This window comes from Micromonospora sp. NPDC050980 (assembly GCF_040653835.1).
Lineage (GTDB): Bacteria > Actinomycetota > Actinomycetes > Mycobacteriales > Micromonosporaceae > Micromonospora.
Genome location: NZ_JBFAGS010000017.1, coordinates 12,666 through 35,604 on the forward strand (window position 1 = coordinate 12,666; position 22,939 = coordinate 35,604).

The 22,939-nt window shown below is 74.4% G+C and carries 14 protein-coding genes; 12 read left to right on the forward strand and 2 right to left on the reverse strand.

From position 1 onward, the window contains the following. Window positions 1-49: 49 nt before the first annotated feature. The 9 genes from AB0H28_RS22715 (at window position 50) to AB0H28_RS22755 (ending at window position 9,958) form a co-directional block, all read left to right on the forward strand. On the forward strand, window positions 50-1,153 hold the full coding sequence (locus AB0H28_RS22715; RefSeq protein WP_358043508.1) for a hypothetical protein: 1,104 nt from the start codon (window positions 50-52) through the stop codon (window positions 1,151-1,153). A 29-nt stretch (window positions 1,154-1,182) separates the two neighbouring features. Continuing rightward, window positions 1,183-2,010, forward strand: coding sequence for an MEDS domain-containing protein (locus AB0H28_RS22720; RefSeq protein WP_358043510.1), 828 nt, complete (start codon window positions 1,183-1,185; stop codon window positions 2,008-2,010). Beyond that, complete coding sequence (locus AB0H28_RS22725; RefSeq protein WP_358043513.1) at window positions 2,007-2,969, forward strand: sensor histidine kinase; 963 nt, start codon at window positions 2,007-2,009, stop codon at window positions 2,967-2,969. Before AB0H28_RS22720 ends, AB0H28_RS22725 begins: the two co-directional genes overlap by 4 nt. A gap of 119 nt (window positions 2,970-3,088) precedes the next feature. Continuing rightward, window positions 3,089-4,597, forward strand: coding sequence for a hypothetical protein (locus AB0H28_RS22730; protein WP_358043516.1), 1,509 nt, complete (start codon window positions 3,089-3,091; stop codon window positions 4,595-4,597). Between the two features lie 111 nt (window positions 4,598-4,708). Next, window positions 4,709-5,083: a hypothetical protein gene (locus AB0H28_RS22735; RefSeq protein ID WP_358043519.1), complete on the forward strand. Its 375-nt coding sequence runs from the start codon at window positions 4,709-4,711 to the stop codon at window positions 5,081-5,083. A 43-nt stretch (window positions 5,084-5,126) separates the two neighbouring features. Beyond that, window positions 5,127-6,089, forward strand: a complete 963-nt coding sequence (gene pip, locus AB0H28_RS22740) for a prolyl aminopeptidase (RefSeq protein WP_358043521.1) — start codon at window positions 5,127-5,129, stop codon at window positions 6,087-6,089. 46 nt (window positions 6,090-6,135) lie between these two features. Further along, the gene (locus AB0H28_RS22745; RefSeq protein ID WP_358043524.1) at window positions 6,136-6,969 is read left to right on the forward strand and encodes a metallophosphoesterase; all 834 of its coding nucleotides are present in this window, start codon (window positions 6,136-6,138) and stop codon (window positions 6,967-6,969) included. Next, on the forward strand, window positions 6,966-7,655 hold the full coding sequence (locus AB0H28_RS22750) for a 4'-phosphopantetheinyl transferase superfamily protein (protein ID WP_358043527.1): 690 nt from the start codon (window positions 6,966-6,968) through the stop codon (window positions 7,653-7,655). The genes AB0H28_RS22745 and AB0H28_RS22750 overlap by 4 nt, the downstream gene beginning before the upstream one ends. A gap of 44 nt (window positions 7,656-7,699) precedes the next feature. After that, entirely contained in the window at window positions 7,700-9,958 is a 2,259-nt protein-coding gene (locus AB0H28_RS22755; protein WP_358043530.1) for a catalase, read from the forward strand. Between the two features lie 55 nt (window positions 9,959-10,013). Here the strand turns inward: AB0H28_RS22755 and AB0H28_RS22760 are convergent, their stop codons facing one another. Next, complete coding sequence (locus AB0H28_RS22760; RefSeq protein WP_358043533.1) at window positions 10,014-10,772, reverse strand: peptidylprolyl isomerase; 759 nt, start codon at window positions 10,770-10,772, stop codon at window positions 10,014-10,016. A gap of 152 nt (window positions 10,773-10,924) precedes the next feature. Here AB0H28_RS22760 and AB0H28_RS22765 point away from each other — a divergent pair, with 152 nt between their 5' ends. Beyond that, window positions 10,925-11,323, forward strand: coding sequence for an RtcB family protein (locus tag AB0H28_RS22765; RefSeq protein WP_358043785.1), 399 nt, complete (start codon window positions 10,925-10,927; stop codon window positions 11,321-11,323). Between the two features lie 36 nt (window positions 11,324-11,359). Further along, the gene (locus AB0H28_RS22770) at window positions 11,360-12,175 is read left to right on the forward strand and encodes a DUF72 domain-containing protein (RefSeq protein ID WP_358043788.1); all 816 of its coding nucleotides are present in this window, start codon (window positions 11,360-11,362) and stop codon (window positions 12,173-12,175) included. A gap of 142 nt (window positions 12,176-12,317) precedes the next feature. On the opposite strand, the gene AB0H28_RS22775 is transcribed toward AB0H28_RS22770, so the two are convergent. Next, window positions 12,318-15,533 carry a hypothetical protein gene (locus tag AB0H28_RS22775; protein ID WP_358043536.1) on the reverse strand — a complete coding sequence of 1,072 codons (3,216 nt, stop codon included), beginning with the start codon at window positions 15,531-15,533 and terminating at the stop codon, window positions 12,318-12,320. Between the two features lie 889 nt (window positions 15,534-16,422). Here AB0H28_RS22775 and AB0H28_RS22780 point away from each other — a divergent pair. Continuing rightward, window positions 16,423-22,939, forward strand: a 6,517-nt coding sequence (locus tag AB0H28_RS22780; RefSeq protein WP_358043539.1) for an amino acid adenylation domain-containing protein, incomplete at its 3' end; no start/stop codon positions are given.

The window sequence follows — 22,939 nt, forward strand, 5'->3', positions numbered from 1 at the left end:
CCGAGGACGTGCGGCCGGAGCGCCAACGAGCACGCCGAAGGAGACCGTCATGGCCGCACCCGTGATCCGTTCCGTCACCGCCGAGCAGACCGTCCTGCTACCCGGGCAGTCGACCACCGTCCGGGTCGACGCCTACCATCCCGACTCGCGACTGCTGACCTTCTCCGGCCGGGTCAGCGACCCCGCCGGGGCGGCCTGGGACGGCCCGGTGCGGGTGGACCTGAGCGTGCCGCTGAGCATCCAGCTCGGCAGCACGTCGCCAGGCGTGACCGTCACGCCGGACGGGTCCGATCCGACCCGCTTCACGGTCACCGTGCTGGCCGGTCGGGGCACTGTCACGCTGACCGCCACGGCGCGTGACGGCGCCGGCCGCACCGGCACGGGCAGCACCACCCTGACGGTGCCGCTGCTGGTCGGGATGAGCGCCGAGAAGGGGGCGCGGACCCAGCGGGTGGTCGCCGACTATCCGGGCATCCGCTACATGCGCGACTTCGGCACGGACGGACCGGACGCGGATTCGCTGCCCGAACTGCCCTCGCCGAACGCCGGCAAGTTCGTCGACGCGCCGTCGGCCGTGATGCACGTCTCCTGGAAGGACGACGTCGAGCAGTTGGCCGGCTGGCTCGACGGGGTGAGCCGGCCGGTCTACCTGACCTGGTACCACGAGCCGATGGGCGACGTGGCCCCGGCGGCCTACCGGGCGACCGCCGGCCGGGTGAGCCAGATCGTGGCCGGGCACCGCAACCGGCGGTGGGTGCTCGGGCACGGCCCGATCGTCACCCGCTACTGGCTGGACGAGGGCGGCGGCAACCCGACCGACTGGGGCTATCCGGGCATGACGCACTACGGGGTGGACTGTTACTCGCGGGACACCGCGACCTACTGGCCGGCCACCCGGATGTTCGGGGTGGCCTTCGGCAGGGTGCGGGCCGCCTATCCGGGGATCCGGTTGCTGGTGCCCGAGTACGGGCTGCGTCGGACCACCGCCGACCCCACCGGCGCGGGCCGGGCCCAGACGATCCGGAGTCACGTGACCTGGCTGCGCGAGCAGAACGACGTGGACGCGATCGCGTACTGGAACAACTGGGCCGAGTTCGAGCTGGGTGACCCGCCGCTGGAGGCCACCGCCTGGCGCGGTCTCCAGCTCGGCTGAGCATAGAATGGCCCGATGAGGCGAAGGCGGTGACCGGCGGGAACGCGACGCACCCGGGCTACGGCCATGCCTGCTTCGTCTACGACGACCCGGCCGCGCTGCACGCCCGGACGGTCGAACAGGTCGGCGTCGGCCTCGCGGCCGGCGAGCAGGTCTGGTTGGTCGGCCCGCAGGAGCGGGACGCCGCGGCCCGCCGGCTGGCCGCGGTGCCCGGGTTCACCGAGGCGTGGCGGCGCGGCGCGGTGCGGCTGTTGCGGGTCGACGACGCCTACCGGCGGGACGAGATCATCGACCCGGAGCAGCAGGTCCGCGCCTACGTGCACGCCACCGGCGCGGCGTTGACCGCCGGATACGCCGGCCTGCGGGTGGTGGCCGAGGCGACCAGCCTGGTCCGCACCCCGGCCCAGCGGGAGGCGTTCGCCCGCTACGAGCACCGCATCGACCACTGGATGCGACGCCGGCCGATGTCGGCGGTCTGCGCCTACGACCGCCGGGAGCTCGGCGACGCGGCGATCGCCGAGCTGGCCTGCCTGCACCCGGAGACCAACGCCGGGGTGTCGTTCCGGCTGCACGCCGGCGGCGACGGCGCGGCGGCGGCGCTCGCGGGCGAGCTGGACCCGACCGACGAGCGACTGTTCGCCGCCGCGCTGGAGCGGGCCGACCCGCGTCCGGTCGCGGGGCGGCTGGTGTTCGACGCGACCGGTCTGCGTTTCGTCGACCACCGCGCCCTGCTGCGCCTACGCGAGCACGCCCGCCGCCACGGCGCGGTCGCGGTGCTGCGCACCCGACGCCCGGCCCCGGCCCGGCTGGTCGAGTTGCTGGGGCTGACCGACATCCGGGTGGAGGTGGTTCGATGAGGACCGGCGCGGCGGCCGGCCACGTGGGCTACTTCCACGAGGCGATCCTCTACGACTCCGACGACCACCTGCTGGCCGTGGTGCTGCCGTTCCTGCTCGGCGGCGTCGAGGCGGGTGAGCCGACCGTGGTGGGTTTCGGTGGGCGCAACGCCGACCTGGTGCGCCGGGCGTTGCCCGCCGGCGCCGGGGTCACCTTCCTGCCCGGCGGCGACGTGTACGCCCGCCCCACCGCCGCGATCCGCGCCTACCGGGAGCTGCTGGCCGGGCATGTGGCCTCGGGTGCGACGCAGATCCGGATCGTCGGCGAGCTGCCGCCCGTGGTGTTCGGCGCGACCTGGGACTGGTGGGCGCGCTACGAGTCGGCGATAAACCACGCCTACGACGAGTTCCCGCTGTGGAGCATGTGCGCCTACGACCGGCGGGTCACGCCGCCGCACGTGCTGGCCGACGTGGCCCGGACCCATCCCCGGATCGCCGGGCCGGACGGCTCGCACCAGCCGACCGGGGTCTACACCGAGCCGGCGAGCTATCTGGCCGAGTGTCGGCCGGCCCCGCTCGACCCGCTCCAGCACGGCGTGCCGGTGGTCGAACTGGTCGACCCGACGCCGGCGCGGGCCCGGGCGGCGGTCCGCGCCGCGGATTCCGGCCTGCTTCCGCCGGACGGTGTCGACGACCTGGTGATGGCCGTCAGCGAGGTGGTGTGCAACGCGCTGCGGCACGGGACGCCGCCGGTGCGGATGCGGCTGTGGTGCGCGCCGGACCGGATCGTGGTGGCCGTCCACGACCACGGTCCGGGCCCGAAGGACCCGTACGCCGGGCTGCTGCCGGCGGGCGACGGGACCGAGGGTGGCCTGGGGCTGTGGATCAGCCACCAGAGTTGCGATCACGTCACCCACCACCGGGACCCGGACGGTTTCACCATCCGACTGACGGCGGGGAATGCGCACTTCCCGGTCTGAGCCGGTGACCGACCGGCGGGCCGCGGGCGGGGCGGGCTCGACGGCGCGCGCGGACACGGTACCGTTGCGCCTCATCGTGCCCCGCGGCCCGGCGCTGGCGAACCGATGGAGGATGGCGCATGTCCAACGGTGAGGAACCGTTCGCACCCCACGACGACGTGTCCGCGCGACCGCGCTTCGACCCGGCGCTGCGTGGCTACGACAAACGTCAGGTGGACCGCTACGTCGAGCAGATGGACGGCGAGGTCAGCGCGCTGACCGCCGCGCGCGACCGGGCCTACGGCCAGGTCCGCGAGTTGACCGCGCAGGTGCAGCGGGCGCAGGCGGAGGCGGGCGAGCTGCGCGAGCGCCCGACGGCGGTGGACCGGGCGTCCTTCCGGGACCTCGGTCCGATGGTCGACCAGATCCTCGACCTGGCCGAGAAGCAGGCCGGGCAGATCACCGAGATGGCCACCAAACGCGCCGACGACTTCCAGGCCCAGGCGGAGAAGGTGCTTGTCGCGGCGCAGGAGCAGGCCGCCCGGGAACGACGCGACCTGGAGGAGGATCTGTCCACCCGCCGGGCCGAGCAGGAGCGGGCGGACGAGGAGCGGCGGACTGCGGCGCAGGCGGAGCTGGCCGCCGTGCGGGAGCTCGCGGAGAAGCTGCGTGCCGAGGGCCAGGCCGTGCACGACCGGGCTCAGCAGGAGGCGAAGCGGCTCGCCGAGCAGAGCACGCAGCAGGTCGAGCAGGCCCGGTCCGCGTCCGAGGCGCTGGTGAAGGCCGCGCGCACCCAGATCCAGCAGGAGGTGCAGGCCAACCGCAGCAAGGCCCAGCAGGAGCTGGCCCAGTGGCAGGCCACGATGGCCCGGGAGCTGGACGAGCGGCGGGCCGCGGCGGAGCAGGAGCTGGCCGACCGGGCGGTGGCCGCCGAGCGGGACATCGCCGCGCTGGTCGCCGAGGCCCAGCAGTACGCCACCGAGGTGCGCGAGCGGGCCGACGAGGAGAACGCCTCGCACCAGGAGCAGCTCGCCGCCCTCCAGCGGGAGATTCAGCAGCGGCAGGAGGCGCTGACCCAGCTCAAGGCCGAGCTGGAGACCGTCGGCCAGCAGTTGGCGGATACCCGTGGCGAGATCACCACGATCGAGCGGGCGGGCGCCGAGCTGGAGGAGCGGCTGGTGGGCGTACGTCGGGACCTGGCCACCGAGACCAAGCGGCTGGACGAGGCCCGACGCGCGGCGGACCTGGCCGAGCAGCACGCCAAGGAGACCCGGGCCCGGGTGCAGCGGGAGGCCAAGCGGGTCGCCGACCTGGCCGCGGCGGCGGTGATGGCGGCGGCTGCCGGCGGCGGCGAGACCGCCGAGTACCCGCAGGTGGCAGCGCGCCTGCTCGGGCCGGCGGCGGCCGAGCAGGAGGCCGGACGGCCGGGGAACGGGCGGCCGGACGCCGAGCGGGTCGAGGGGGAACAGGTCGAGGCCGAGCAGGTGGGCACCGAGCAGGTCGAGGCGGACCGGCCGACCGCGGAGCCGTTCATCGAACGGCTGGACGGGCCGAGCTTCGACGCGTTCGCGGTGCGCACACCGGCGCCTCGACCGGTGCCCGAGGAGGAGAACACCGGGCCGGAGCCGGGCGTGCGTGCCCCGGCCTGACCGGGCCCGGGGCACGGGGGAATCCGCGACGACCGGCGACCTTGCCAGCACTCTTTGTCATATGCAAATATGTGGATCAATTTGCAGGCACGGCTCCGGGGGTTGATGGGCATGCGCAGAGCTTCCTCGATCGGTGCGACGATCGCGCTTACCGTCGCCACGGCGGGCGTCGCGGTGGTGGGCGGGGCCGCGCCGGCAAGCGCGAGTTGCAGCCACTACCACCACAACGTGGACGGCAAGTTCGGCCGGCTGTTCAACGCCACGAACGTCAACATCCGCACCGGTCCGCACACCACCTGCGGGTCGCTCGGCTACGGTCAGCTCTCCCACAACGTCGACTTCCACTGCTTCGCCAGCGGCGACCGGGTCAGCGCGAACGGCCACACCACCTACACCTGGACCTACCTCAAGGACACCACCACCGGCGTCTCCGGCTGGGTCGCCGACGCGCTGCTCGACAACCTCGGCGGCAACGTCGCCTGCTGACCGGCCCGCGTCACGCCGACCCGGCGGGGGACGACCAGCGGGCATGACCGGAGCCCGCCTCCACCCGCCCGTCGAGCCCTACGCCACCCACCGGATCCCGGTCGGCGACGGCCACGTCCTGCACGTGGAGGAGGTGGGGCGGCCGGACGGCGTACCCGTGGTCTTCCTGCACGGCGGACCGGGCGGTGGGCTGGTCCCGGCGGCGCGGCGGTTCTTCGACCCCCGGCGTTACCGCGCGGTGCTGTTCGACCAGCGTGGCGCCGGCCGCAGCACCCCGTTCGGCGAGGTGCGCGCCAACACCACCTGGCACCTGGTGGCCGACCTGGAGACGATCCGGCGGCGGCTGGGCATCGACTCGTGGCTGGTGTTCGGCGGGTCGTGGGGCGTCACCCTCGGCCTGGCGTACGCGCAGACCCACCCGGACCGGGTCACCGGCCTGGTGCTGCGCGGCGTGCTGCTGCTGCGGCGCGGCGAGCGGGACTGGTTCTACCAGGGCGGCCTGCGCCACCTCCAGCCCGAGGAGTGGGACCGGTTCGTCGCTCCGATCCCGCCGGCCGAACGCGGCGACGTGCTGGCCGCGTACCACCGGCGGCTGCACGGGCCGGACGCCGACGAGGCCCGCGTCTGCGCGCGGGCCTGGGGCCGGTGGGAGGCGGTGAACTCGTCGCTGCGACCCGACCCGGACGCGCTCGCCCACTTCACCGCCGACCCGCGGGCGCTGCCGATCGCCCGGATCCTGTCGCACTACGCGGTGCACGGCGGTTTCCTCGCCGAGGGCGAGTTGCTCGACGGGGTGGGCCGGATCCGCCACCTGCCCGCCGTGATCGTCAACGGCCGCTACGATCTGTGCTGCCCGCCGGCGTCCGCCTACGACCTGGCCCGCCGGTGGCCGGAGGCGGAGCTGCGGATCGTGCCGGACGCCGGCCACTCGGCGGCCGAGCCGGGCATCGCCCGGGAGTTGCTGCGCGCCGTCGACCGCGTCGCCGACCGGATCGACCGGCTCTGACCTCCCGCGCTGGTCTTCCGGGGGCGCCACTGGAAAGATCGGCCGGGTGACGGGTGCGCTGTACGCGGTCAGTGACCTCCACGTGTCGTACGCGGAGAACCGGACGGTGGTGGACGGCCTGCGGCCGGAGAGCGCGGACGACTGGCTGATCGTCGCCGGTGACGTCGGCGAGGCGTTCGCCGACATCGAACGCACGCTGCGCCTGCTGCGCGACCGGTTCGCCCGGGTGGTCTGGGTGCCGGGCAACCACGAGTTGTGGACCCACCCCGCCGACCCGGTGACGCTGCGCGGGGTGGCGCGCTACGAGGCGCTCGTCGCGATGTGCCGCGAGCTGGGCGTGCTCACCCCGGAGGACGACTATCCGGTGTGGCACGGCGAGGGCGGCCCGGTCACCGTGGCGCCGCTGTTCCTGCTCTACGACTACTCCTTCCGCGCACCCGGCACGACGACGAAGGAGGAGTCGCTGCGCGCGGCGTACGCCTCCGGGGTGGTGTGCACCGACGAGATGCTGCTGCACCCGGACCCCTACCCGAACCGGGAGTCGTGGTGCCGGGCCCGGCTGGACGCCACCGGGCGACGGCTGGACGCGACCGACCCGACGCTGCCGACGGTGCTGGTCAACCACTGGCCCCTGGTACGGCAGCCCACCGACGTGCTCTGGTATCCGGAGTTCGCGCAGTGGTGCGGCACCGACCGCACCGCCGACTGGCACGTGCGGCACCGGGCCGCCGTGGCGGTCTACGGCCACCTGCACATCCCCCGCACCACCCACTACGACGGGGTGCGGTTCGAGGAGGTGTCGCTGGGCTACCCGCGTGAGTGGGGTCGTCGCGGCGGAGCCCCCCGACCGATGCGCCGGATCCTCGGCGGCACCGGGTGATCGAGGAGCTGCTACCGGCCGCGGCGGTGGCCGTCGAGGCGTTCGCCGACGAGCCCGACGAGTCGCCGTACCCTGGGGAGGAGGACCTGGTCGCCCGCGCCGCGCCGAGCCGTCGGCGCGAGTTCGTCACCGCCCGGCGGTGCGCCCGGGAGGCGCTGGCCCGGCTCGGGTACGCGCCCGCGCCGATCCGCTCCGGCCCTCGGCGGGAGCCGCTCTGGCCGGCGGGGGTGGTGGGCAGCATCACCCACTGCGCCGGCTACCGGGCGGCGGCGGTGGCCCCGGGCGCCGCGTTGGCCTCGCTGGGCGTCGACGCCGAACCGCACGAGCCGCTGCCCGACGACGTCTCCGGCATCGTCCTCACGGCCGGCGAGCCGGAGCATCTGGCCGGGCTGCGCGCCGGCGACGCGGGCGTGCACTGGGGCCGCCTGCTGTTCAGCGCCAAGGAGTCCGTCTACAAGGCGTGGTACCCGTTGACCGGGCGGTGGCTCGGGTTCGAGGACGCCGAGGTGACCGTCAACCCGGGCGGCCGGTTCACCGCCCGGCTGCTCGTCGACGGCGCCCGGACCGACGGCGGGCCGCCGTTGCGCACGCTCGACGGCCGCTGGCTGGTGGCCGGCGGGCTGGTGATGACAGCCGTTGCGGTTGCCGGCGGTTCGTCCTTGTTTGCCCGGCCCGACCGGGGGTAGGGGCTGAGGACCGGGTCATCTCGCCACAGTGAGGACAGGTCCTGATGGATTCCAGCAAGCCCGCCCAGGTCGTCAAGGGCGTCGTCGACGCCGCCGTCGAGAAGGTCGGCGAGGCGCTGACCCCGGACGTGCCCGGCGCGCCGGGCAGCGCGCCGCCGATCGAGGAGCCGACCGCGCCGCACGGCCCGCTGCCGCCCAAGGACGAGCAGGGCGCGCCGGACACGCGCACCCCGACCGGCGCGGAGACCGGCGTGCCGAAGATCGCCAAGGGGCAGCAGGGGGCGTACCTGACCACCGCCAACGGCGCGCGGCTGCGGGACACCGACCACTCGCTCAAGGCCGGTCCGCGCGGCCCGGTGCTGTTGCAGGACCACCACCTGCGCGAAAAGATCACCCACTTCGACCACGAGCGCATCCCGGAGCGGGTGGTACACGCCCGTGGCGCCGGGGCGCACGGCGTCTTCGTCGCCAACGGCGCCGCCGAGCAGGTCACCCGGGCCGGGTTCCTGAAGAAGGGCCGGGAAACCCCGGTCTTCGTCCGCTTCTCCACCGTGCTCGGCTCGCGCGGGTCGGCGGACACGGTCCGCGACACCCGCGGCTTCGCCACCAAGTTCTACACCGACGAGGGCACGTTCGACCTGGTCGGCAACAACATCCCGGTCTTCTTCATCCAGGACGCGATCAAGTTCCCGGACGTGATCCACGCCGGCAAGCCGCACCCGGACCGGGAGATCCCGCAGGCGCAGAGCGCGCACGACACGTTCTGGGACTTCGTCTCCCTGCACACCGAGGCGCAGCACCACACCATCTGGAACATGTCCGACCGAGGCATCCCGCGGTCCTACCGGACCATGGAGGGCTTCGGCGTGCACACCTTCCGCCTGGTCGACGACGCCGGGGCGACGGTGTTGGTGAAGTTCCACTGGAAGCCGAAGCTCGGCGTGCACTCGCTGGACTGGGAGGAGGCCCAACTGATCGGCGGCATGGACCCCGACTTCCACCGCCGCGACCTCTACGACGCCATCGAGGCCGGCGCGTTCCCGCAGTGGGAGCTGGGCATCCAGGTCTTCCCGGACACCCCGGAGGAGACGTTCGCCGGGATCGACCTGCTCGACCCGACCAAGATCGTGCCCGAGGAGCTGGCCGAGGTGCAGCCGGTCGGGACGCTCACGCTCAACCGGACGCCGACCAACTTCTTCGCCGAGACCGAGCAGGTGGCGTTCCACGTCGGTCACCTGCCGCCGGGCATCGACGTCACGAACGACCCGCTGATGCAGGGCCGGCTCTTCTCGTACGTGGACACCCAGCTCACCCGCCTGGGCGGGCCGAACTTCACCCAGATTCCGATCAACCGGCCGCATGCGGACGTCAACGACATGCTGCGCGACGGGTTCCACCAGCACGCGGTGCACGCCGGGGTGGCGCCCTACCGGCCGAACTCGCTCGACGGCGGCAACCCGTTCCCCGCCGGGGACCGGGAGCACGCCTTCGTCGACGTGCCGGTCACCGTGGCCGAGGCCCCGAAGATCCGGGCCGCCCCGGCCTCGTTCGACGACCACTACAGCCAGGTCCGGCTCTTCTGGGCGAGCATGTCGCCGGTGGAGAAGGAGCACATCGTGCGGGCCTACACGTTCGAGCTGGGCAAGTGCTACCACCAGGCGATCAAGGAGCGGCAGCTCCGCTGCCTGGCCAACATCGACCCGGTGCTCTGCGAGCAGGTCGCCACCGGCCTCGGCCTGCCCGTGCCGGAGCCCACCGTGCCGCCGACGGAGGTGCAGCCCAGCCCGGCGCTGTCCCAGGTCGGTCGGGAGTGGCCGGCCGACGGCCGGATGGTCGGCATCGTGGTCGACGCGGACGGCGACCTGGACGACGTGGGCGAGGTCCAGCGCGCGGTGTTCGCCGCCGGCATGGTCCCGCTGCTGATCGCCGCGCACGGCGGCACGGTCGGTGGGTTGCCGGTGCAGCGCACGTTCGCGACCGCCCGTTCGGTCGAGTTCGACGCCGTCCTGCTCGCCGGGGCCCCGGCGCCCGCGCCGGACGCGTCGCCGGCCCGGGACGCGAAGGCCGGCGCGGCGGGCGACCCGGCCGTCGACCCCCGGGTGCTGCTGCTGGTCGAGGAGGCGTGGCGGCACGCCAAGGCGATCGGCGCGTGGGGCGCCGGCGCCAAGGTGCTCCAGCGGGCCGGGGTGACCGGTTCGCCGGGCGTGGTCACCGGTGGCTCCGGCGCCGAGGTGCTGGAGTCGGTGCAGCGGCTGATGGCGGCGCACCGGGTGTGGGAGCGGTTCCCCGCCTCGGTCGCCTGACCGACGCACGATCGAGGGGCGGCCCGCCATGGCGGGCCGCCCCTCGCCACGATGCTCAGTGGCCCCGCTTGGCCCGGCAGATCTGCACCGGCTGCGCCGGCGCGCCGTCGACCGGCGCCGGATCCTCCGGCGTCGGCGCGATGCCGCCGGCCGCGATCCGGTCGAGCGTGGCCAGCCCGGCCGCGTCCACCTGGCCAAACACCGTGTAATTGGGGCGCAGCGCCGAGTCGGCCTGGACCAGGAAGAACTGGCTGCCGTTGGTGTCCGGCCCGGCGTTGGCCATGGCCAGCGTGCCGCGGGCGTAGAGGCGGCGCACGCCGGTCGGATCGGTCGGCGCGGGCGGCAGGTCGGTGGGCAGCTCGTCGCGGTAGCGGTAGCCCGGGCCGCCCTCGCCGGTGCCCGACGGGTCGCCGCACTGCAGCACCGTCAACGTCGGGTACGCGGTGAGCCGGTGGCAGGGCGTCCGGTCGTAGAACCGGTGCCGGGTCAGGTGCAGGAAGCTCTGCACCGTGCAGGGCGCCTGCTCCCGGTCCAGGATCAGCCCGATCGGCCCCTGGTTGGTGCGCAGCGTGACCCGCACGGTGCCCCGGTCCGGCGTGCGGCGCGGGTCCGGGGGCAGCGGCACCGGCCGGGCCGCCGGCTCGTCCGGCGTCGGCGTGTACGCGCACGGTCCCTTGGTCGGCGCGGGGTCGGCGTCCGGCGCCGCGGTCGCGGCGACGGCGGAGCCGGCGACCAGCGCGGCGGCGGCCACCGTCACCCCGGCGAGGCGGGCCAGCAGCGGTAAGGCGGCGTGCGGTCGGGTTTCGCTCGACACGTGGGTCCTCCCTGGACTCGTGGTACCAGAACGACCGGAGTCTATGGATCTGGTGGCCCGGTGTCGACGGAAAGTCGGTTGCCGGGCGCGCCGGGGTCCGGGAAGGTGTCGGGCATGACGTACTGACGGACCGCACTCCCGCCGCTTCCCGCATCCCTGGCAAGAAACGAGCGCCCGTGCCCGCCACCGTCTCCGTCTTCTCCTCCCCCGGCAGTTGGATCGAATCCGCCGCGATCGACCAGTGCCACCACGTCGCCGCCCCCGACGGCATGACGCACGTCGCCGCCCGGCCGGACCTGCACCCCGGCAAGGGCGCGCCGATCGGCGCCGCCATGGCGTCGACAGTGCTGTACCCGTACCTCGTCGGCTCCGACATCGGGGCGGCGCCGGCCGGAAGATGTCCCGCGCCGACGCGCTGCGCCGGGGCAAGGCCAAGCTACACCTCCGGTCCCCCACCTGCCCCAGACGGACCCGACCCAATCCGCCCCGCGGCCGGACGGCGGGGTCGGATACGGTGGGCGCGATTCGGGCGGCCCCGCCCGGCACGGTGAGGAAGGGGTCGGATGCGGCTGCACGTCGGGTGTGCCATGTGGACCCACCGGTCCTGGCCGGGGCACTCGCTGCCGAGCCACGAGCGACTGCGGGCGTACGCCGGCCGGTGCGACGCGGTCGAGGGCAACACCACCTTCTACGCGACACCGGCCCGGGAGACCGTGGCGTCCTGGGCCGAGCAGACCGACCCCGAATTCCGGTTCCTGGCGAAGCTGCCGAAGGTGGTCACCCACGAACGACGGCTCACCGGCGGCGAGGCGGAGCTGCGGGCGTTCCTGGACGCGATGGAACCCCTCGGCCCGCGCGCCGACGCGCTGTGGGTGCAACTGCCCGGTTCGTTCGGCCCGGGTGACGTGCCCGACCTCGACCGGTTCCTGCACGCCCTGCCCGCCACCCACCGGTACGCGGTCGAGGTCCGCCACCCCGCCTTCTTCACCGACGCCGGCGCGGCGCGGGCGCTCGAGCACACGTTGCGCCGAGCCGGCGCTGAGTGGGTCCCGTTCGACACCACCGCGTTCTTCCGCACGCCGCCGACCAGCGACGCCGAGCGGGAGGCGTGGACGCGCAAGCCACGCCTGCCGAGACGCACCGAGGCGCTGACCGATCGGCCGGTGGTGCGCTACCTGGGCCGCGACGACCCGGCCGCGAGCGTCGAGGGCTGGCAGCCGTGGCTGGAGGTGGTCACCGGGTGGCTGCGCGAGGGCCGCTCACCCACCGTCTTCGTGCACACGCCGGACAATGCGGACGCTCCCGAGCTGGCCCGCCGCTTCCACGATCAGGTCCGCGCCCGCCTGCCCGACCTCGCACCGCTGCCCGAGCCGACGCCGGTCGGCCAAGCCACGCTGTTCTGACCGACCACGCCCTCCCGACCGGCCGCGCGGTTCCGACCGACCGTCGCCGCGGTGCCGGGGTGCAACGAGTCGGTCGCCGGACGACCGCGGGCCGGCCCGGCGCCGGAGGAACCGACGCGGACCGGCCCGCGGGCCGACCGGCTCAGTCGTTGACGGTCACCGAGACGGTACGGGGCGGCTGCTGGTACTGCCCGTGGTTGTCCATGCCCCGGATCGTCACCGAGTAGGTGCCGGCCGGGACGACCGGTGACGTGTATGCGAAGTTCGACCCCGGTGAGCCGGGGCTGGTGAGGAACGTCGCGATCCAGGTTCCCGACCGGCCGAACGTGCCGGCCGCGTTCATCGCCTGCCCGGCGCTGTTGGTGATCTGCACGTCCACCCGCTGCATCCCGACGTCGTCGACCGCCCGGCCGGACACCACGATCCGGCCGCCGGGGTAGACCTCGCCCTCGACCGGCGTGATGCTCGGCTCCAGCCTCGGATCGAGGTCGCCGGGGTAGACGAGGTACTTCGCGGTGGCGCCGGCGGTCGACCCGTCCTGCTGGCCGGCCGTGTCCACGGCCCACGCCTCGACGCTGTACGTGCCCTTCGTGGGCAGGTCGATCGCGAGCGTGAACGCGGTGCTCGTGGCGTCGGGTGCGGCCAGCGTGGCGTCGACGGTCGCGAACGCGGCGGCCATCGTGCCGTTCGGCTGCACGTACCGGCCGGTGTCCAGGTCGCGCAGCGCCACCCGGACGGCCCGGACGCCCTTGTCGTCGGTCGCCGTGCCGGCCAGGTCCAGGTGCAGGCTGTCGACGTTCTGGTCGGTCCCGGTGAAGCTGAGCAGGCCGTTCGGGAAGGCGTCGCCCGGCGTCTGGGCGGTGACGGTGAGCCGGCCCAGGTTGCCGTTGGACGTGGTCAGGCCGAGCCGGTCGGTCGCGCGGACCCGGAAGTCGTAGACCCCGGGGGTGAGCGGCACGGTGGTGAAGGACCAGTCGAACGTCGCGGCGTCGAGGTTGGTCGGTGAGATCCGGTGGTACGCGGCCACCGAGTCGGCGCCCCACGTGCCGTCCGCCGCCAGCGCCTCGCGGGTGGTGGTGTTGCGCAGGTAGACCTCGACCGACTTCAGCGCGTCCTCGTCCTGCGCCGTGCCGGCGAACGTGATCGGCGCGCCCGGCGCGACGGTCAGCGGCGGCGCGGTGGCCGGCGGGGTCATCGCCACCGGCGCGGTGATCGCCACGGTGGGCGGCACGCCGGTCGCCGAGACGGTCCAGTCCCGGGTGTCGCCGCGCAGGTCGCTCTGCCCGATGGTGTCGACAGCGGTGGCGGTCATCTTCCACTGCCCCTCGATCGGCAGCGCCACCTCGTACTGCCAGGTGGCGGACGTCGCGCCGATCACGTCGGGCTCGCCCCGGAAGGTGTTGTAGACCGCCGCGACGCTGCCGTCGTCCTGCAGGTAGCGGTTGTCCGGGGTGCGGAACGAATAGATCATCGCGGTGACGCCCTTGTCGTCGGTGGCGGTGCCGGTGGCCACGAAGCTCTTCGTGGCGAGCAGGCCGGCGGCCGGTGCGCTGATCCGGGTCGACGGCGGCAGGTCGTCGAAGCGGAACGTCTCGATCTTTTTGATCGCCTTGGTGGTGTCGCCGGCCCCGTCCCGGCCGAACGTCTTCGCCTGGATCTGGTAGGCGCCGGCCGGCAGCGACACCGGCAGGGTCCACGTGGTGGAGGTGGCGTTCGGCGCGGCGAGCGTCGCGTTGAGTCCCTTGAACCCGCCCCAGGTGGTCAGGTCCGCCTGCAGGTACCTGCCGCTGTTGCGGTCCATGACCTCCACCTGGACCCGTGACACGCCGGCCGGGGCGAGCGCCTGCCCGCCGAGGTCGAACGGCTCGCCGGCCTGCTTCACCGCACCCTCGATCGGCGTGCTGACGGTGGTGTCCAGCGACGACGGCGCCGGTTCCTTGGACAGGTCGAAGAAGGCGACCCGGCCGGTGGTCTTGCCGCCCTTGACGTTGCCGTCGCCGCCGACGAGCAGGCCGCGCGAGGTGGCCAGCATCGCCTTCTCCCCCTCGTACGAGTTGGAGCCGGGGTTCCACTCCAGCGCGGTGCCGGTGACCGGGTCCAGCGCGCCGAGGTGGTCGCGGCGGACCACCTGGTCGCCGAGGCCGTAGCCGCTCAGGCCCTGGCCGGTGCCGTAGCCGACGTTGTCCAGGCCGGGCCAGGGCACGTTCGAGGTGGGCGACTCCTGCCAGCTGAAGTGGCCGCCGACGTAGACGGCGGTGTCGGTGATCGCGACCGAGTAGATGCTGTCGAAGTGCCGGGAGATCCAGAGCGGCTCGACGTGGTCGTTTCCGGTCAACGAGTACGCGATGGCGGTGTCGTTGATCGGCGGGCGGTCACCACCGGAGCCGCTGGTGACGACGAAGTACGAGTCGTCCGGCGCGATGTCACCGGCGAAGACGCGCTGGATGCCGCCGACGAAGGAGAGGTTGTCCTCCCACAGCCGGGTCCGCCACGGCAGCAACGACTTGCTGGCCGTGGCGATCAGCGCCACCCCGTAGCGGTCCTCGCCGGCGATCTGGCGGCCGGTGTGCACGACGAGCAGTTTGCTGCGGTCGTGGGTGAGCTTGAGCTGCTGCACGGTGAGCATGCCGCCGACGCCGATGCCGCCGGTGAGCGGCAGGTTGAACGCGGTGTCGACCGCGCCGGTGGTGGGGTTGACCGCGGCGAGGCCGCTGCGGGCGACCCCGTTGACGGTCGCGAACTGGCCGCCGACGTAGACCGCGGTGGGGCTCACCGCCAGCGCGGTCGCCCGCGCGTTCGCGGTCGCGGTGAACGCCGCGACCGGCGCGCCGGTGGTCGGGTTGAGCCGGGCGACCTTGCGCTTGGTGACCCCGTTGATCGTGTTGAACGAGCCCGCGATGTAGAGCGACGACCCGTCCGGCGACGCCTCGACGGCCGCCACCGCGCCATCGATGGTGGGCTTGAACCCGGTGTCCACCTTCCCGGTGTCCAGGTTGTACGACGCCAGGGACCGCTGCGCGATCGTCGAGCCGCCGACGTTCGCGATCGAGGTGAAGGTGCCGGCGATGAAGACGCGGTTGCCGATCACCTCGATGTCGGTGATCTCACCGTTGGTGATCCGCGGCGTGTCGGTGCGGGGCGTGCTCGGCATCAGCCGGGTGTCCCCCGGTGTCACCAACGCCCTGGTGGCGACCGTACGCGCGGCGCCGAGCGCGGCGCTGCCACCGATGGCCCGCACACCGCTGCGCCCGGTGGCGCCGGCATCGGCGACGGTGACGGTGGCGGCGAGCGCCGGCACCCCCGCCACCACGACCGCGCCGGCGGCGAGCACCGCGACCGCACGACTCCAAACTCGCATCGAGACAACTCCCCTTGTCCGCCCGGACGACGCCCTCGGGTGGCTCCCGATTCCTCGCGTCCGCGTGCCGGACGTCACCGTAGGAGGCAAGGACTTCTCGCGATACTGCGCCGCACCGGTTATCGACTGCTCGCCATCAATTCCGGCCACACCGGCGGTTCCGGTCCACCGATCGGGTGGTCCTGACCCACCGGCGGCTGACCTTTCAGTCAGTCAGGCGGACCCCGGCACCGCGGCGCACGGCAGAGTTCCGGGCCGGTCGATGCGAGTGGCATTAGCTGACGTTAAGGCGACGGCTCGCGCGGGAAATGCCGACAGAGCACCGGGAACGGGAATCCGGACCACGCGGGTGCGGATCTCCGACGCCGGAGCCGGCCGGCCCACACAATTGTCGAATCATTGACGAGAGGTGCCCGACGGGCACGTCGGGGTGAGGCGGCGCGGGCCGCATCGAGATTGATCGTGACGGTAATCGATCAAAGATCGCCCTGTCAACGAAGCCGTCGCCGAGCGCCGTGAGCAGGGAAGACAGGAACGACCTCCGGCATCGGCGGCAACACCGTACGCAACCGGCATATCCCTCCACAGTGTGCCGACACCCGATACGAGCGACATCGCCCGGCGACCGAGCCGAACTGCGGGCCGGAACGCCGCAATCGCATTTCTTACCGGCTCCCCGGAATTGGCCGAACGTGTTGCCTCAGGCACCGAACGCATCAACCGCCGGCACGATCCGGGGATCGGCGGACGAAGATCGCCGGTGCCATGATGAGCGAGGTTTCCCCATCGAGGAATCCTGATCTTTCCCAGCACCCGGCCGATCCGGGCGCGGCTGCCCGCGCCCGGACGACGCCCACCCGGCGGCCGGGCAGTGACGAAGGCGGAGGCGATGACCGACGTCCTGCGGACCCGGCGACCGGCCCCACCGGCGCGGCCCCACCCCGGCCGCTCCGCGCCGGCCACCGCCGCCCAGCGGCAGATGTGGCAACTGGACCGACTCGTCCCGGGCTCGGCCGGTTACCTGGTGCCGTTGGCCTACCGGCTGCACGGCCCGCTCGACGTTCCGGCGCTGTCCGCGACGCTCGACGACCTGGTGGCCCGGCACGCCGCCCTGCGGACCACGCTCGCGGCCGGACCGGTCGGCGACGACACCGACCTGGTCCAGGTGGTCCACGAGCCGCGCTCCGGGCTGCTGCGGGTGCACGACCTCAGCGGCCTGCCGAGCTGGCAGCGCGACCGGGAGGTCCGCACCCGGCTGCGCGCCGCCGCCCGCGAGCCGCTCGACCTGGCGCGCGGGCCGGTGCTGCGGGCCGACCTGCTGCGGTGCGCGCCGCAGGAGCACGTGCTTCTGCTGACGATCCACCACGTGGCGATCGACGAGTGGTCGTTGGGCGTCCTGCACGAGGAGTGGGAGCGGCTCTACGCCGCCCACCGCGCCGGGCGGCCGGCCACCCTCGACCCGGTGGCCGGCGACTGCCGCGACCACGCGATCCGGCAACGGGACTGGCTCGCCGGGGCGGAGGCGTCGGCCCAGCTCGACTACTGGCGGCAGCAGCTCGCCGGCGCTCCCGCGGCGCTCGACCTGCCCACCCGGGGGCCGCGCCCGGCGGTGCCGTCCGACGCGGGCGCCACCCTCGCGGTGCCGTTGGCGGTGCCCGCCGAGGAACTGGCCGCGTTCTGCCGGCGGGCGGGCGCGTCGCCCTACATGGTGCTGCTGTCGGTGCTGCACGTGCTGCTGGCCCGGTGGACCGGCGAGCGTGACGTCGTGGTGGGCACGCCGGTGGCCGGCCGGCGCGGCCCGGAGACCCGGCAACTCGTCGGCCTGCTGCTCAACACCGTCGCGATCCGGGCCCGGCTGGACGACGACCCGACCTTCGCCGCCCTGCTGGATCGGGTGCGCGGCGCGGTGCTGGACGCCCTCGGCCGGGAGGAGCTTCCCTTCTCGACGGTGCTGGAGACGCTGCGCCCGGCCCGCCGGGCCGGGTTCGACCCGCTGTTCCAGGTGATGTTCGTGTACGCCCGCGACGCCGCCCCGCCCCGCCTGGACGGGCTCCAGGTGAGCACCGTCGAGGTGCCTGTCGACACCGCCAAGTTCGATCTCACGGTCGCGGTCCGGGAGAACGACCGGGGTCTGCGCACCGTGCTGGAGTACCGCACCGACCTCTTCGACGCCGACACGATGACCCGCCTCGCCGGGCACTTCCAGACGCTGCTGGCGTCGCTGCTGGCCGACCCGGACGCGCCGGTGGGCGCCGCCGTCATGCTTCCCGCCGCGGAGCACCGGCGACTGGTCGGCGAGTGGAACCGCACCGCCACCCCGGCCGAGCCGGACGAGCTGGTGCACGTGCTGATCGAGGAGCAGGCCCGGCGTACCCCCGACGCGGTGGCGGTGACCGACGACGTGGCCGCGCTGAGCTACCGGGAGCTGCACGCCCGCGCCGACGCGCTGGCGCAGACGCTGCGCGCGCGGGGCGTCGGCGTCGGCGGCCTGGTCGGGGTGCTGCTGCCCCGCGCGGTCGGATTCACCGTGGCGGTGCTCGCGGTGCTGCGGGCCGGCGCGGCCTACGTGCCGATGGACCCGGCGAACCCACCGGCCCGGCTTCGGCACCTGATCGACGACACCGCCGCGCGGGTCGTGCTCACCTGCGCGGAGCTGGCACACCTGGTGCCGGGGGACGCGGCGCTGCTGGTGCCGGAGGCGGACCCCCCGGCGGCGGTGGAGCCGGCCCGCGGCGGCGGGCCGCGACGCCGGCCGCGCCGCCTTCCCGCGCCCACCGCGGACGACCTGGCGTACGTCATCCACACCTCCGGGTCGACCGGCCGCCCGAAGGGCGTGCTGGTCACCCACCGGGGAGTCGCCAACTACGTGCGCTGGGCCGCCCAGGCCTACCGGCTGCGCGCCGGCGACGTGGTGCCGCTGCACTCGTCGGTCGGGTTCGACCTGACCGTGACGAGTCTGCTGGTGCCGCTGGCCGCCGGCGCCACGGTCCGGATGCTCGGCGAGCACCTCGGCCCGGCCGCGCTGGGCGAGGCGCTGCGCGACACCACCACGCCGTTCGGCCTGGTCAAGATCACCCCCGCCCAGTTGGAGCTGGTCACGCACCAGCTCCGCCCGGACGAGCTGCCCGGCCGGACCCGGTGCTTCGTGATCGGCGGCGAGAACCTGCGCGCCGACCAGGTCGCGCCGTGGCGGGCGTACGCGCCGGAGACCGCGCTGGTCAACGAGTACGGCCCGACCGAGACCGTGGTCGGCTGCGCCGCGTACGAGGTGGAGCCGGACACCCCGGTCGACGGCTCGGTGCCGATCGGCCGGCCGATCGCCAACACCGCGCTGTACCTGCTCGACGGGTGGGGCAACCCGGTGCCGGTGGGCGTGGTCGGCGAGCTGCACGTCGGCGGCGCCGGGGTGGCGCGCGGTTATCTGGGGCAGCCGGACCGCACCGCCGAGCGGTTCCGGCCCGACCCGTTCTCCGGCGTGCCCGGCGCGCGCCTCTACCGCACCGGTGACCTGGCCCGCCGGCGCCCGGACGGGGTCTTGGAATACCTGGGTCGCACCGACCGGCAGGTCAAGCTGCGCGGCTACCGGATCGAGTGCGGCGAGATCGAAGCGGCGATCCGGCGGCACCGGCCGCGCGCCGACGTGACCGTCCACCTGCGCCGCGACGACCCCGCCGACCCGCGCCTGGTGGCCTACCTGGCCGGCGACGACGCGGACCCGGCCGAACTGCCGGCCGCGCTCGCGGCCGAACTGCCGTCCTGGCTGGTGCCGGCCGCGTTCGTGCGGTTGGACGCGCTGCCGCTGACCGGCAACGGCAAGGTCGACCCGGACGCGCTGCCCGCACCGGGCCCGGCGGACGTCCGCCGGGCCGCCGCGCCGGGCGGCGCCGGCAACACCGCGCCCGACCGCGCCCGGACCGGCGGGCCGGACCAGCACGCGCTCGGGCCCGGTTCGCCGGTCGTGGCCCGCTCCGGCGACGCCGCGACGGTTCCCGCCGCGCCGCCGGGCCGGTGGGACGCCGAACGGGTACGCCTGGAGCGGCTGGTCGCCCAGGTGTGGCGCGAGGTGCTGGGTGTCGACGAGGTCGGCCCCGGGGACAGCTTCTTCGACCTGGGTGGGCACTCGATGCGGCTGCTGGCCGTGCTCGACCGGCTGCGCGCCCGGCTCGGCGACGTGCTGACCGCCACCGACCTGTTCCGCCACCCCACGCCGGAGTCGCTTGCCGCGTACCTGGTCGGGGTCACCGGAACCGGCGCGGACCCGCAGCCGGCGGCCCCGCCCGTCCCGCTGCCGACCGCGACCGCCGGGCCGGCCGACGGTCCGGTCGCCGTGGTGGGCATGGCCTGCCGCTTCCCGGGCGCCCGCACCGTGGACGAGTTCTGGGCGAACATCCGCGACGGGGTGGAGTCGGTGCGCGAGTTCACCGTCGAGGAGATGCTCGCCGACGGCGCGGACCCGGCCCGCATCGACGACCCGGCGTACGTGCGCGCCGGCACCCTGCTGCCCGGCATCGACGAGTTCGACGCGGCCTTCTTCGGCCTCACCCCGCGCGAGGCGCAGACGCTGGACCCGCAGCACCGGCTGTTGCTGGAGTGCGCCTGGCACGCGCTGGAGCACGCCGGTCACGACCCGTCCCGCCATCGCGGTCGGGTCGGCCTGTTCGCCGGCTCCGGCCGCAGCTCCTACCTGCTCGACCACCTCAGCGGTCACCCGGAGCTGACCGAAGGGCTCAGCGAGCACCAGATCTCGCTCGGCAACGACAAGGACTTCCTGCTCAGCCGGGTGGCCTACCAGCTCGACCTGACCGGTCCCGCGGTCACCGTGGCCACCGCCTGCTCGACCTCGCTGGTGGCCGTGCACCTCGGCCGGCAGAGCCTGCTCACCGGCGAGTCCGACGTGGTGCTGGCCGGCGGCGTCAGCGTCTTCCCCGCCCAGCGGCGCGGATACCTCTGGCACGACGGGGGCATCTACTCCCCCGACGGGCACTGCCGGCCGTTCAGCGCCGACGCGCGCGGCAGCATCGAGTCCAGCGGAGTCGGCGTGGTCGTGCTCAAGCGGCTGGCTGACGCGCTCGCCGACGGCGACACGGTCTACGCGGTGATCCGCGGCTCGGCGATCAACAACGACGGGGCGCGCCGCACCGGCTACACCGCGCCCGGCGTCGCCGGGCAGGTCGAGGTGATCAGCCGGGCCCTGGCCACGGCCGGGGTGAACGCCCGCTCGGTGGGCTACGTGGAGGCGCACGGCACCGGCACCAGCCTCGGCGACCCGATCGAGGTGGCCGCGCTGACCGAGGCGTTCCGGCGCGGCACCGACGCGCGCGGCTTCTGCGCGCTCGGCTCGGTCAAGGCCAACATCGGGCACACCGACGCGGCGGCCGGGGTGGCCGGCCTGATCAAGACCGTGATGGCGCTGTGGACGCGCACCCTGCCGCCGACCATCAACGTGGACCGGCCGCACCCGGCGATCGACGTCGCGACCGGCCCGTTCCGGCTCGACCGCGTCGCCCGCCCGTGGGCGGCCGACGGTCCGCGCCGGGCCGGGGTCAGCTCGTTCGGCATGGGCGGCACCAACGCGCACGTGGTCCTGGAGGAACCGCCGCCGCCGGCCCGGCCGCCGGTCCCGGCCCAGGGCGGGCCCCGGCTGCTGGTGGTGTCGGCGCGCACCCCGGCCGCGCTGGAACGCGCCACCGGGCAGCTCCGCGACCACCTCGACGCCCACCCGGAGCTGGCGCTCGCGGACGTGGCGGCGGCGCTGGGCCGCCGGCAACCGATGCCCCACCGGCGGTACGTGGTGGCGGCGGACCCCGCCGACGCGGTGTCCGCGCTGGACACGCCGGCACGCCGGTTCACCGGCAGCCATCCGGGCGGCCGGCGGACGCTGGTGTTCGCGTTCCCCGGGCACGGCGCCCAGCACGTGGCGATGGGCGCCGGTCTCCACCGGTCCGAGCCGACCTACCGGGCGGTGGTGGACGAGTGCGCCGAGCTGCTCGGCCCCGACCTGGGCCGGGACCTGCGCGCCGTGCTCACCCCGCCGCCGGGCGGGCACCCGGCGGCCCAGCGGCTGCTCGACCGTCCCGCCCTGGTGCAGCCCGCGCTCTTCGTCACCGAGTACGCGCTGGCCCGCACGCTGCTGGCCCGGGGTGTCACGCCGGACCTGATGGTCGGGCACAGCCTCGGCGAGTACGTGGCCGCCTGCCTGGCCGGTGTCTTCTCCCTCGCCGACGCGCTGCGCCTGGTGCGGGTGCGCGGCGAGTTGGTGGAACGTACGCCGGTCGGGGCGATGGTCGCGGTGGGGCTGCCCGAGGCGACGGTGACCGCGCTGCTCGACGACGGGCTGTCGCTGGCCGCGGTGAACGCCCCCGAGTTGTGCGTGGTCTCCGGCGACCCGGCTGCGGTCGCCCGGCTGCGGGACCGGTTGGCCGCCGACGGGGTCGACTGCCGGCCGCTGCGGGTGACGCGCGGCTACCACTCGGCGCTGCTCGACGAGATCCTGGACGAGTTCGCCGCGCACGCCGCCACGGTGGACTACGCCGAACCCGAGCGCCCCTACCTGAGTAACCTGACCGGCGCTCCGGTCACCCCCGGCCTGGTCACCGAGCCGGCGTACTGGGTGCGGCACCTGCGCGAGCCGGTCCGGTTCGCCGGATCGGCCGCGCTCTGCGCCGAGCAGGAGGCGGCGGTGGTCGAGGTGGGCCCCGGGCACGCGCTCGGCGGCCTGGCCCGGCTCGCCGGCCTGCGCCCGGCGCACGCGGTGGCGGCGATGCGCCACCCCCGCGCCGACGCCGACGACCTGGCCACGCTGCTCGACGCGGTGGGACGGCTCTGGCTGGCCGGCGTTCCGGTCGACCTGGACCGCTTCCACGCCGACGGCACCCGCCGCCTCCCCCTCCCCGGCTACCCGTTCGAACGCCACCGCCACTGGATCACCCCCACCCGCCACCCCGCCCACCCCGCCCACCCCATCGCCCCCTCGTTCACGGAAACAGTGGCCATTCCGGGCGGGATGGGCCCTCTTTCCGTGAATCAGCGCGAGGTGGGGCGCGAGGTGGGGCGCGAGGTGGGGGTGGGGAATCGGCCGGGGGTGAGTGCGGCTTTCGTGGCGCCGGTGGGGACGGTGCAGGAGGTGGTGGCGGAGGTCTGGGAGGAACTGCTCGGCATCCGGCCGATCGGGGCGCTCGACGACTTCTTCGAACTGGGCGGGCACTCGCTGCTCGCCACCCAGGTAGTGGTGCGGCTGCGCGCCCGCCTCGGCGTCGCGGTGTCACTGGAGACGGTCTTCTCCCGGCCCACCGTCGCGGCGCTGGCGGCGGCGCTGCCCGTGCCGGTCGACCGGGCGGCGACGTTCCCGGCCGACCGGTCCGCTCCGGCGGCCCCACCCGCGGCCGGGACGGCCGAAGCGGGCACAC